At 42.5% G+C, this 11,734-nt stretch carries 11 protein-coding genes; 10 read left to right on the forward strand and 1 reads right to left on the reverse strand.

Annotated features, from left to right (window positions below; translation table 11 throughout):
- Positions 1-16: 16 nt before the first annotated feature.
- Positions 17-1,462, reverse strand: a complete 1,446-nt coding sequence (locus tag V5G28_RS14155; protein ID WP_336230617.1) for a lipase/acyltransferase domain-containing protein — start codon at positions 1,460-1,462, stop codon at positions 17-19.
- Between the two features lie 556 nt (positions 1,463-2,018).
- On the opposite strand from V5G28_RS14155, the gene V5G28_RS14160 reads away from it, so the two are divergent.
- From V5G28_RS14160 to V5G28_RS14205, 10 genes are all read left to right on the forward strand, one after another.
- Entirely contained in the window at positions 2,019-2,189 is a 171-nt protein-coding gene (locus V5G28_RS14160; protein WP_336230618.1) for a hypothetical protein, read from the forward strand.
- A gap of 166 nt (positions 2,190-2,355) precedes the next feature.
- Entirely contained in the window at positions 2,356-2,973 is a 618-nt protein-coding gene (locus V5G28_RS14165) for a hypothetical protein (protein WP_336230620.1), read from the forward strand.
- Between the two features lie 69 nt (positions 2,974-3,042).
- Complete coding sequence (locus V5G28_RS14170) at positions 3,043-3,384, forward strand: hypothetical protein (RefSeq protein ID WP_336230622.1); 342 nt, start codon at positions 3,043-3,045, stop codon at positions 3,382-3,384.
- 44 nt (positions 3,385-3,428) lie between these two features.
- Complete coding sequence (locus V5G28_RS14175) at positions 3,429-6,290, forward strand: hypothetical protein (RefSeq protein WP_336230623.1); 2,862 nt, start codon at positions 3,429-3,431, stop codon at positions 6,288-6,290.
- A gap of 51 nt (positions 6,291-6,341) precedes the next feature.
- Positions 6,342-7,103: a hypothetical protein gene (locus V5G28_RS14180; RefSeq protein WP_336230624.1), complete on the forward strand. Its 762-nt coding sequence runs from the start codon at positions 6,342-6,344 to the stop codon at positions 7,101-7,103.
- A 77-nt stretch (positions 7,104-7,180) separates the two neighbouring features.
- Positions 7,181-8,314, forward strand: a complete 1,134-nt coding sequence (locus V5G28_RS14185; protein WP_336230625.1) for a hypothetical protein — start codon at positions 7,181-7,183, stop codon at positions 8,312-8,314.
- Positions 8,315-8,327: 13 nt separating this feature from the next.
- Positions 8,328-9,116, forward strand: coding sequence for a hypothetical protein (locus V5G28_RS14190; protein ID WP_336230626.1), 789 nt, complete (start codon positions 8,328-8,330; stop codon positions 9,114-9,116).
- Positions 9,117-9,130: 14 nt separating this feature from the next.
- Complete coding sequence (locus V5G28_RS14195; protein ID WP_336230627.1) at positions 9,131-10,927, forward strand: TrbI/VirB10 family protein; 1,797 nt, start codon at positions 9,131-9,133, stop codon at positions 10,925-10,927.
- Positions 10,924-11,367 carry a hypothetical protein gene (locus V5G28_RS14200; RefSeq protein WP_336230628.1) on the forward strand — a complete coding sequence of 148 codons (444 nt, stop codon included), beginning with the start codon at positions 10,924-10,926 and terminating at the stop codon, positions 11,365-11,367. Before V5G28_RS14195 ends, V5G28_RS14200 begins: the two co-directional genes overlap by 4 nt.
- Positions 11,367-11,708: a hypothetical protein gene (locus V5G28_RS14205; protein ID WP_336230630.1), complete on the forward strand. Its 342-nt coding sequence runs from the start codon at positions 11,367-11,369 to the stop codon at positions 11,706-11,708. Before V5G28_RS14200 ends, V5G28_RS14205 begins: the two co-directional genes overlap by 1 nt.
- Positions 11,709-11,734 lie beyond the last annotated feature (26 nt).

The raw sequence follows: 11,734 nt of genomic DNA on the forward strand, positions 1-11,734 counted from the left end.
TTTTAATTAGAAAAATTTAACTAATTACTTCAAACAAATCATGAACAGGATTTGGTGCTTGAGAATTATAACTTCCTGTATCTACTTTTAAACGGTAAAGACCAGGTTCTAAACTATCTATATTCAACACCCATTCGTTATCTTGTTCTTGAAACTCTAAATTTTGTGAAAAGTCATTTTCATAATTAAGTGTAATCTCAGCTTTCAGTTTTTGAGTCTTAAAATTAATTACTCTTGCACTTATTCTTATAAGTTCCTTTTTTAAATAGATATCATCAAGGTAAAGACTTATAGCAGATTGTTCTGCTGTTTCTGGGTTAACTTCCGGTCCGCGAATATTTCCCAAACCTTTAGTTTGCATTTCCTTAAGGCGTTGGAGAAGCTGTTGTAAAATTTGACTGCTATTCTGAAGAGAACAATGCCGTTCAGCAATATAAGTATTTCTAAATTCTTCAGAAAGCTCAATAGGGATTGCTGACAAGTAAGGAACAGTTCCATCTCCACCTTCCAAAAGCGGATCTATACCTTCTGGTAAATCATTGCTAAGTATGATTTGTCCGTTAACCAAACTAGCTGATTGCATCGTAGGTTGTTTGATGCCAACTATAGGGATTGTTTTATAAAACTTACGATATTCCTCGTTATCTTTATGACTTTCCACAGCCGCTTCAATTTCATAGTGAAAATTGAGAGCATCTTTAGCTCTTTCTTGAACAATATTGTGGAGGTTCGGAGTTTCTGCAATACGCTGGTATTGTTCACCTACTTTAAGCATCGGATATCTTGGTAGCAATTGGTAGACTGAAGGCAGCGAGCGTAAAACATCTGTAAGTTCAACAAACAGTTGCTTATATCCATTTGCTAAATAGTTGACTGCATCAACTGATCCCCGATGAGATGTACCGAAGGTAAACAAGGCTTTACAGTCTCGCCATCCTTCTAAAACTTCCAAGTAATAACGGGAGATTAGCCCACCCATACTATGTGCCAAAATAATTATCTTGGCATTTTTATTACCAGTGTATTCCCGCCACTGCTTTAACCGTTCATCCAGCAAGCGTTTGAGTAATCGAGCCGTGACACGATTATCACGCCGCCAATCGTAGGGAAACTTCAAAAAATTGGCTGGCTTGTCGTTGTTATAAATATCACCCTGTTCTACAACAAAATTCTCAGTTATCAGACGTGAGAGCATAGTGTAGCCATCAATCTTAACTAGCCCTGGAATTAAGTGAGCATCTTCTATTAATCTGGTAGCTTTGATACCATCTCCCAAATCCTCTACTTCCGGATCGTCACTACCATTAAGCTTGAGTTGCTCAACCCAATTATCACGCTCAGTTAATGCTTTCCATCCAACCTGTCTGGAAATAGCCCAAATATCTTTGCCATCCTTTTGGAGAACACTGCCTGTGATTCCAGGTATAACCACTACAATATCTTCCATTCGTGTTTTTTGCATTTTTATCTCTCTATCTTGACAACATAAAACAGCAGCAACGCAAGTAGCTTGCGCTTGTATATAGGTAATAGATGTATCTCCTTTATTGATATGCAGTGAGACGCATAAGTTCTGATATTGCAGATTTACTTAAAAAAATTCATAACCTTCGGTTATGTTACTGAACAAGTATTTTAGTAACAGCATTAATTATTTTTAGGTGTAAGTAATAGCTTTTTTATCTAGTAACGGAAATCATTATTGCATAACTCGTTCAGAAAAATCTACCTAAAGAGAGGGTTTTCTATAAAAAATATATCTTTAGGTAGAGAACAAAATCTTTTTTTTAAGTAGAGGAAATAATTTATATAGGTGCAAGCAAAAGTAACTTATGCAGTTTTGAAGAAACCTTGCAATAAAACTTCGGAAAATAATGGCTCCTAACCCCTCCCGTCGTTACAGGTGTAGTTTTTTAATTTGGGGATGAGTTGATACTCTCAAACAAATTAGACTTTGGACAAAAACGAAGATTATGGTTCGTGGACATTTTCCGCGAACAAGATACAGACATAAAAAAATGATGGTGCAAGAAGCACAACAAGCTGCAATGGTTGGGCGCATCGGGGTGATAGTGCAGGATAACAGAGTAATTTTGTACTACCTTTCAGGCGTCAGTCTTAACACCACCAAAAACTGGTGGGGTCTACTTTTTTATAAAGAATCCTCAAAGAAATCATTACAATTATAAAGTTATAAAGTCTAAAATAAGTATTTTTTAAAAGTGATACATATATATACTTATATCAGTTGATGTAAGGAAAAACAGATATAAGAAAATACGAAATTTGATAGCAGACTGAAGGCGAGGAATTGGTACAAAATAGCAGAAACATAAAGTTGATAGAATTCTGCTCATGAAATACGACATTCCCGAGTACAACAATGACCCATATCTGAGCTACGAAGAAATGGAAGGATATCCAATTGTAGGGGCGAAAAAACGGAGCATTCAAGAAAAAAGTTCAATTGCACTGTTGATGGCAGCAGCAGCGGGACTGATGATAGTAGATATTTCCCTACACCAGCTAATCATGTCCTCCCTAATACTTCTCACCGCCATTGTTCTAGCAGTCCCTAAAGAAGCCAACAAGCTGCTAACAAAATTTGAGAAATTGCAGCGAAAAATGGGGATGAACTTATATGGAATCTTGTTGACGATTGTGGCAGTAATCTTTATGCTGGACTTCGCCACCGCCCCAGCTTCTGCACAATTTTTAAATAATGCAGAAACATGGATGACAAGTGCTTTTACAGGCATTTCAGCAGATGCTATCAAACTAGTTTTCAACGTTTTGAGGGGGCTATTCCTAGTCTATCTGGGTATTTCTCTAGTAAGGATTGTGAATGCTGCCAGAAACGATGAAGACTGGCAAAACCTAGCAAGAACACCATTGATTATTGCTGTCACAGTAGTAATTGGGGATATTCTTTCAGGATTAGTTACTGGTGGTGGCGGTGGTGGCGGAATATAATCACGCCTTCCGCCCGTAAGTTTCATAGCGTAGTTTCAGGCTGGAACTATCCCCAAGATCCGAATAGATATGTCAAAGCGGAGTAGAGAATTTAGAACAGTTAACCGAGTTTTGGGAGAACAGCCCAGAATTGGTCCGTTTCCCGCAGATCAAGTATTTCCCTGGACGGTAATTGCAATGGCTGCATACTTTATCTGCAAGGAAATGTTGCAAGCATCGTGGTTAGTAACTGGGTTAATAATTGCTTGGGGATGGGCGACCTGGTGGACTCTGACCAGCAACAAAAACTGGTTATCAAAGTTTGTAGGAGTACCCAGAATCACCAAAGGATACAAACACTTTTACTCTTTTGTACAACAGCCAGGAACTCCAACATTAAGTTCTAGAAAAAGAGTGAGACCCCGAAAATAAGTATTCATCTAATACACTAATACAGTTAAAAACGGTTCGTCACAATGAGTTCTTCAATTAAGGGAAAACCGCCTAAAGATAAGGTAGGAATCAAAACTATCTCCACCAAAGAAATTGCAGTAGCTAAGCGCCTTACTCCCTTTGAGGACTTAACTCATATAGCAGGTATTGCTAGCATTTCGATTGGGGGAAGAAAGGATATTGGAGCAATTATTCTCAAAAAGAATGATGGATTGCAAATCAAATTCTGCTTTGACTGCCAAGGCATTCACCCCTCTGTGTCAGAAGAACAAATTGTGCCGATTTTCGAGGGGATAGAAGCAGGACTCAAAGAAATCCCCTACGGAGAAACACTTACCCTCCATCTCGGTTCGTTTACTGAAGATTTTGACCGCCAGCAGGAATTAAAAGCGATAGAGTCTGGATGCACCAGAGAAGAACTGATGCTACTGATTAGGTCGGAAAGACTAAGAATCAGAGAACTGACCAAAAATGGGACTCGCAAAAACAAATTTCTCAGAATCTACTGCACTTACACCGTGTCAGGCAGTGAGGATGGAAAGACCGCAGATATTGTAGAAAAATTCATTCTGCACATTTTAGACACTTGGGACAAATTCACCGGTCAAATCCACCAAGTTAGATACCAAAGAGTTGAGTCAATTCTAAAAAACTCTTTTACCTCTGGATTTCAACTTTGGGAACAAACCCTCACTAACAAGATGGGGTTGAGTCTTAGGGCTTTGAGCGCTGACCAGATATGGGCAGTCTTGTGGAAACATTTTAATACTAGCACTCCCCCTACCATACCCCACTTACTAATTTTGGATGAAGATGGGGTGAGGGAGGAGCAAAATAGCGACTACCACATCCGCCATCTTATTTTGGAAAGGGAAGAGTCTGTCCCCTTCCTAGACAGAGCTTGGGTGAGGCTGCAAAACCACTATATAGGTACGCTTACTTTCACAGAAAAGCCTGCGGGCTGGGTAGATGAATATGCTCAGTTGCGTTATCTGTGGGAGCTAATTGCTAGAGACAAAGTTTCTGACACCGAGATTATCTGCCAACTGAGTAGGGCGAACGAAGCTCTGGCAAAAACAGCGTTACAGAGAATCACAAAACAATCCATCGTCTCCTCTGCCATGTCGGCGGAGAAGAACAGTGTGGATGTGAAAGCTAACCTAAATATGGAGGAAGCGATCTCCGCGCAGGAAACCATATATAAAGGTGCTGTGCCAATCCACACCGCTGTTGTCTTCCTCGTCCACCGTCCTGAGCGAGAAAAGCTAGACGAAGCTTGCCGCTATATCTCCAGTTGTTTCCTGCGTCCTGCTGTTGTTGTGCGAGAGATGGAGTATGCATGGAAAATTTGGTTGCAGTGCTTGCCAATTGTGTGGGAGAACTTGCTCACCAAACCCTTCAACAGACGACTGCCTTACTTCAGTGGGGAAGTGCCAGGACTGATGCCTCTCATCAAAACAGCAACTGGGGACAAGTCTGGGTTTGAATTAATTGCTGAAGAAGGAGGTACTCCCGTCCACCTTGACCTCTACAAAAACCACAAAAATCTTGCTGTTTTCGGTACCACTAGGGCTGGTAAATCTGTGCTAGTTGCTGGACTATTAACCCCTGCTTTAGCTCAAAATATCCCTGTAGTTGCTTTGGATTATCCCAAGCCAGACGGCAGCAGTACCTTTACTGATTACACCAATTTCATGGGGGAGGAAGGTGCGTATTTCGACATATCGAAAGAAGCAAATAATCTGTTTGAGTTACCTGATTTAAGGGGCTTAGATACAGAGTTAAGGAAGGAGAGAATAACAGACTTCAAGGAGTTTTTGAAATCAACATTAATGACAATGGTGTTAGGAACCAATTTGATTGGGATGGACTCAACAAGGATCAGCAATATTGAGAGCATTCTCACTCTGGCAATTGAGACATTTTTCGCAGATGATGATATTAAGCTGAGATACAAAGAAGCTTTAGAAAAGGGATTGGGAACACCAGAATGGAACGATACGCCAACCCTGGAAGATTTCTACAATTACTGCTCTCCCGGCTACATAAAATTAGACACTATCACTAACAATAGTGAGGATATTCTCAAAGCCTTAGACCAAATCAGATTAAGATTGAGATTCTGGCTTAACAGTAGAGTAGGTCAATCTATCAGCAGACCTTCCAGTTTTCGCACAGATGCCAAGTTGCTGGTGTTTGCTCTACGTTCTCTTTCCAGTGAGGGAGATGCAGCAATACTTGCATTGAGTGCTTATGCAGCAGCACTACGTCGCGCTCTTAGCTCCAAAGCCTCAATTTTCTTTTTGGATGAAGCGCCGATTCTCTTTCAGTTTGAAGCCATTGCAGAGCTAATTGGAAGGCTCTGTGCCAATGGTGCAAAAGCTGGTATTCGAGTAATTTTATCTGCCCAAGAACCGGACAGTATCTACCAAAGTAAGTCAGCCTCTAAAATCTTTGCCAACTTGACAACCAGGTTGATAGGACGGATTCAAACCAGTGCTGTAGACCCATTTATTAAACACTTTAAATATCCCTATGAAATCATCTCTCGCAACAGCACAGAAGCTTTCTTCCCCAAAAAGGAAGGCATTTACTCTCAGTGGTTGCTCGACGACAATGGCAAATTCACTTTCTGCCGATATTATCCAGCACACTGTCTGTTAGCATCAGTTGCCAATAACCCACAAGAGCAAGATATGAGGACATTATTCCTCAATAAATATAAAGATGATCCAATGTTAGGAATGGTGCGCTTCTCTGAGGCATACATAAAGATGATTCGTGGAGAAGAGTTGACAGGCGAAGCATACAAACTAATAAATCAAGCCAAATCTAAAGTTATTCAAAATAATAATTCAACAAAAGACTTAAATAAGGTTGCATAAATGCTTCCCCTCCACAATTACCACAATCATTCTTTTTAAAAGGATAATGTAATGAAACTCAAAATAAACAATCCGAAAGTGATAATAAGTAGTGCAGTAATAGGAGTCTTGTTAGCAACAACAACATTGCCCAGTTATGCTTTTGGAGTACCATTAAACATCAACCAAACTCTCGACAAAGTACTGGGACAACTTTCCGGATACTTCAAAGGCATCACCGCCAAAGTTGAGGAGGAAATCACAACAAGTTGGGGAAATCTACAAAAGGATGCTTTGGCTGCACTTGAAGGCTCACTTGGAGATATGGAGCAGCCAGACCCTACCAAAGCGGCGCAGAAGTTAGCAGAAAAAGTCAAAGAAAAAGGAGGTACTTTTGCAGAAACCAGCACAGTCATTGGTGCTGTGGAAGCTGGAAAAGAACTAGAGAGAACCACAACTAGAGCATCAGTCGCCAGCGTGTTAAGTTCGGAAGGGCAACAGCGGACAAGAGCGGAGATTGATGCTACCAAAGAGACAGCAAACAATGCTCAACAACTAGCGGAAGACGCCCAAAACGCAGACTCTTCCCAAGACGTTCTTAAAGCGATCGCCGCTCAAAATGCTCAAGTAGTATCAATGCTGGGACAGTTGAGAACTGATGGCTTGCAGCAACGCTTCGGAACTCAGTACAGTAACCTGATGCTTTCCCAAATCGCAGAAAATGGGGCGGAGCAGAACCATACCCAAAGAGTGATAACTGCAGGTGCTACAAGCCAGTTTTTGGAACTAAGTGGATGGAGCCGATTAGATCCGTCCTACATTGGTAACAAGTAAGCACCTATAAACCATTATCAACTACTCCCTAGGTGCAAGTAGTTGATGATACCCCTGTTCTACTAATGCAGATATATATGATTGGGCAAGCAGTAATAGCAGCTAACAACTTTGGTGCAGGACAGTTATTAGAAAATGCTGCTGCTGGAGCCAGCTTAGTAGCAGATGGGTTCAATCAACTGTGGGAGCAGACACTCACTGGCGGGTTGTACGCTTCTCTGTGTAAGGTAGGAGTGTTGTTTGCGGTAGGTTCTCTTGCGCTGTTTATGGTGCAGTGGGGCAAACAGATGCTGAACGGCGAGGAGCAAAGAGCTGTTGCCGAATTGATTTGGCCTTTGGTAGTTGCCCTACTACTAGCTAACAACGGCAAAATTTTAGCGAGCGGCACCTTGATGTTGCGAGGGTACATTAATACTGTAAATAATTACGTGCTAGAGTACACAGCGGCAGATGCAGACTTGAGAGCGGCGTACCAACAAGGGATAGGACAAGCGGCGGTAGAAGCAGCTGTGGGCAACGCCATCCAACAATGTCGTTCTGCCCAACTGTCGAATCAAGAACAAATAGAATGCCTGAAGCAAGCTAAGGAAGAATTACAAGCAAAATTCCCCAACATTTTTCAAGGCGATAAAGGGGAAGGAATAGGTGGCTGGGTACTCCAAGGACTAGACAAGATTGACCAAGCTGCTCAAGAAGCTGATGGTGGTAGTAATCCTATTGAAGGAATTGCCAACAAACTAACTGCTGCATCTAGTGCTGCTATCGGTGCAGTTGTAACCAGCTTTATAACCAGCCTCTTACTAGCACTAAATAATGCTTATCAATGGGGGTTAGAATTAGCGCTCCTCTTGACAGCGTTGATTGGTCCGTTAGCAGTAGGTGGCTCCCTCATGCCCATAGGAACTAAAGCGATTGTTGGATGGCTAACAGGATTTTTCACTGTTGCCATTGCCAAATTATCTTTCAATATTATCTTGGGTTTGGCAGGACAACTGGTTGCTAGTGCCCAAGCAAGCCAACCGATGATTTTCCTAGCATTTATCGGAATTGTTGCCCCATTTTTGGCAACTGGAATTGCAGCTGGGGGAGGAATGGCAGTACTAACACAACTAAATAAAGGTGCAGAATGGGTCGCCAGTGGCGCGACGACTGCTGGTAGCGTTGCACTCTCCGCCACCATCAGCAGAATTAGCAAAACAATCAAAAAATGACTCAAATTAAAAAATGCTACAGAAATCCAAAGCCAAAAACAGTAAACAACCTTTAAGACTACTTAGTTCTGGACAATCTGTTTCCAACCCTATCGCAATTGTCGCAGTTTCAACACTCGCATTAAGTGCTTTATCATTCCTTATCCAAATCACTAACTATGGAGCAACCTCAAGCCTAGCTCGCAAAGAAGCACCTTCCTTAGTACAGCTAGTTGATGGCAATACAGTAAATGTTAAAGCCCTTGACCCTAAAGAACGTTCTCCTGAAGTCATTAAGAAATTTGTCAGCGACTCAATGGTGAAAATGTTCAATTGGGACGGCTTAATGCAATCAACTTCTAGGGATGGAGAAGTAGTAACAAAACCTGATATAGGGGTTGAAATTAAGCTAGAAAAAGGTAAGAGTCGGGTAACAACTAAAGCTTGGGAAGCAGCATTTGCGCTTACAGAGAAAGAGGACTTTAGAGCTAGCTTTTTAAAGAAACTTGCGGAAGTCACTCCTCCTGGCGCATTTAATGGAAGCATTCAAACATCCCTAGTTCCCCGCTATGTTAGTGAACCCAGAAAAATTGGGTCAGGAAAATGGCAGGTTGATGTAGTTGCTACCCTTGTCACCTTTTCCAAAGAAGATAATGCAGGAAGTGGAATAGCTTTCAACAAAACTGTTACCGTCCAAGCTATCAGCACTCCCCAATCCCCTCCAGATACTACAGAGATTGCTAAAAAAATTTACCAGGCTCGCCGCTCTGGTTTAGAAATTACTGAAATCGTTGATTTGGATTTACAGAAAAACCAGCAATAGCCATCGCTAAATTTATGAGTGATAATCAAACAAATTTTGATAATAATGGTCAAAATAATGGACACTTCAATTCTCCAAGTAATACCCGGCAGCTACTAGAGGATGATGAAACCTCAGCATCCGAGACAGAGAATGTTAATAATGGTGATAATGGAAATAAAAAAAGTACAGTAAATAGTCTCCTGCACCTAGAAGAAGATGAAACTTCCCTGTCAGAAGTAGAGGATGATGATAGTGAGGATTCAGCAAATGAAGATCCGGCTCTAGTACAAACCAAACATTCCTTAGTCAACTCTCCCTGGTCCCGGTTTGGGGTGGTTGGTGGTGGAGCGGCAGTAATTTTCTTCTTGATATACCTCTTTTTAGGACCCATTATGAATGGGGACTTAGCTAGTAAGAAAAAGGAATCAAAAGTTGCAGCAATACCAACTGCCATTGAGGAGAAAAAAGAATCCAAAAAAGATGGGGATGTATATGCCAAGCTAGCACTGCAAAGACAGGCAGATGAGCTAGCGAGACTAAATGGTCAAAAAACACCAAAAGAACCAAAAGAGCCAATTAAAGCCCCTTCTGAGAACAAAGACAAGCAAGAATTGCTGCCAAAGACTGCGACTGCTAAACCAGTGCAACAGGTAGCAGCAACTACTGCGTTACCTCCTAGAAGAGTGGCACCTCCACCGCCGACTGCACCTGCGCCTCCCCCACGCATAATACGCTCTTCACTCCCACCCTCTACTTTTCTATCACCAATAGCTAAACTACAAGCAAAACCACAAGTTACTCTACTACAGAGTCAAACTGAAGTTGCTGCCAAACCCACAGACCCCCAGGCAGAGTTAGAGAGACTGCGTTCTTTGGGGAGTGCTGGACAAATTTACTACACAGCAAATGCAAGTTATACAGAAAACGGGGGTAGCTCGGATAACACAGATGACACAGACTACACACCCAGACCTAGGTTAAGCAATCGCCGCAGTTCCAAAACAGAAGAAGTTGCGGGAGGCACGAACAGTGACACAACTGCTTCCACAAGTGGCAGAATAGAACAACTCAAGCCCAGGTGGACGCCTGTAGTTTCTGTAGCTTCTAGAAATGAAGATGAGCTAAACGATACCAAAGCCAACGGAGATTACTCATCAGAAGAAGCAGGAATTATTGAGGGGAAGCAAGAGCAATACTTGGTGGTAGGGGAACAAGCAGCAGCCACCCTGGAAACTCCATTAATTTGGTCGTCCGGTGGTCGTTCAAGCAACCCCCAACCCCAATTTGTTGCTCGACTGACCGAACCATTGAGGAGCAATACTGGGGAAGAGGCGATACCAGCAGGCACACTCCTCTCAATAGAAATGCAAGGAGTAGACCCAAGTGGTAGGGCGATCGCACAAGTGACTGCAATTCTTAAAGACGGCACTGAGTATCCGGTGTCCTCTGGAACAATTGCAGTATTGGGAGAAGGAGGAAACCCCTTAATTGCCAATCAGTATCACAACAAAGGGGGAGAAATATTTAGCTTGGATGCGGGATTAGGGTTGGTATCGGGATTGGCTAAAGTAGGGGAAATCATTAACCAACCAGATGTACAAACTAGCATTTCCCAATCAGGAGGGGGATTTAGTAGCGTACAAACAAGTAGCAATGGCAGACGGTCTATTGGCGCTGCATTTTTGTCAGGAGCGTTTGGTGCCCTTTCAGAACAAGTAAAAGCACGGAACCAGAAAGCCCTACAGGAAATCATAGGAAGACCCAACATCTGGTTTGTTAAAAAAGGCACAAAAATTCTCATCACAGTCAATAGGTCGATGCAACTATGACGAAGAGCAAATCCTTATGGATATCTTTAGGATTAGCTATATCCCTGATCACGGCTATTCCTTGCTATGCAGCACAGGTTGAAGATGGTATCCACTCTGTTCGCAACATTCCTCAAAGTAAAGTGACTGGCACAGAAGCAAAGTTACAAACAGTCTATGTATGGTCAGGGCATGGGGTATCTATATCATTTTTTGAAACGGGAGAAACCATTAAGCGGGTGTGGTTGGACGACCCCTCCAGAGTGCTGATGGACGTAGACGGCTGCTTGGAAGGGCTTTCTAACAAGCAGTGCAAAAACCCAGGAGCAGGACTAATCCATCTGAGACAAATTGAACCCCTACGCATTAGAGGAATGCCCGTTGCCACCAACGGTGCTCACCTGACAGTGGTTACAGAAACGCAAGGGGGGAGAGGAAAACTTATAACTTTAGGGTGGTGATGGGCAAAGGTTCGCCAACCTACAGCACCGTGCAAATCACCCCTGACGTAACCCTAGCAGAAGTGCCACCTCCAGATTCAATAGCGATCGCCACCATCAACAGGGGCATACAGGTAGCAGCAGAAAGCAGGTGGATTACTCCTACAAATCCACTGTGGGGAAAACTGCAAAAGCTGGTGCAAGAGCTAGAGGCTGGCAGGAACCTTACTACCGCAGCCCAGAGTGCGGGAGTCTCCCAAAGGCTTGTGGAGCGGCTACTAGAATTAGGTTCTCAGTCACAAAAGTCAAGAGTTAGACAATCTCCACCTGAAACTTCTACAGCAATCATAAATAGGATGTGAACATTATTCTCTCTTCTTTCCTTTGC

Origin of the sequence: Scytonema sp. PRP1 (assembly GCF_036697665.2) — a bacterium.
Classification (GTDB): domain Bacteria; phylum Cyanobacteriota; class Cyanobacteriia; order Cyanobacteriales; family Nostocaceae; genus Kalymmatonema; species Kalymmatonema gypsitolerans.

Bases quoted from the DNA above. Each gene is read 5' to 3' on its own strand.
- V5G28_RS14165 (WP_336230620.1), top strand. From the start codon at position 2,356: ATGAAATACGACATTCCCGAGTACAACAATGACCCATATCTGAGCTAC.
- V5G28_RS14205 (WP_336230630.1), top strand. From the start codon at position 11,367: ATGGGCAAAGGTTCGCCAACCTACAGCACCGTGCAAATCACCCCTGAC.
- V5G28_RS14195 (WP_336230627.1), top strand. From the start codon at position 9,131: ATGAGTGATAATCAAACAAATTTTGATAATAATGGTCAAAATAATGGA.
- V5G28_RS14160 (WP_336230618.1), top strand. From the start codon at position 2,019: ATGATGGTGCAAGAAGCACAACAAGCTGCAATGGTTGGGCGCATCGGG.
- V5G28_RS14170 (WP_336230622.1), top strand. From the start codon at position 3,043: ATGTCAAAGCGGAGTAGAGAATTTAGAACAGTTAACCGAGTTTTGGGA.
- V5G28_RS14185 (WP_336230625.1), top strand. From the start codon at position 7,181: ATGATTGGGCAAGCAGTAATAGCAGCTAACAACTTTGGTGCAGGACAG.
- V5G28_RS14175 (WP_336230623.1), top strand. From the start codon at position 3,429: ATGAGTTCTTCAATTAAGGGAAAACCGCCTAAAGATAAGGTAGGAATC.
- V5G28_RS14155 (WP_336230617.1), bottom strand. From the start codon at position 1,462: ATGCAAAAAACACGAATGGAAGATATTGTAGTGGTTATACCTGGAATC.
- V5G28_RS14200 (WP_336230628.1), top strand. From the start codon at position 10,924: ATGACGAAGAGCAAATCCTTATGGATATCTTTAGGATTAGCTATATCC.
- V5G28_RS14180 (WP_336230624.1), top strand. From the start codon at position 6,342: ATGAAACTCAAAATAAACAATCCGAAAGTGATAATAAGTAGTGCAGTA.
- V5G28_RS14190 (WP_336230626.1), top strand. From the start codon at position 8,328: ATGCTACAGAAATCCAAAGCCAAAAACAGTAAACAACCTTTAAGACTA.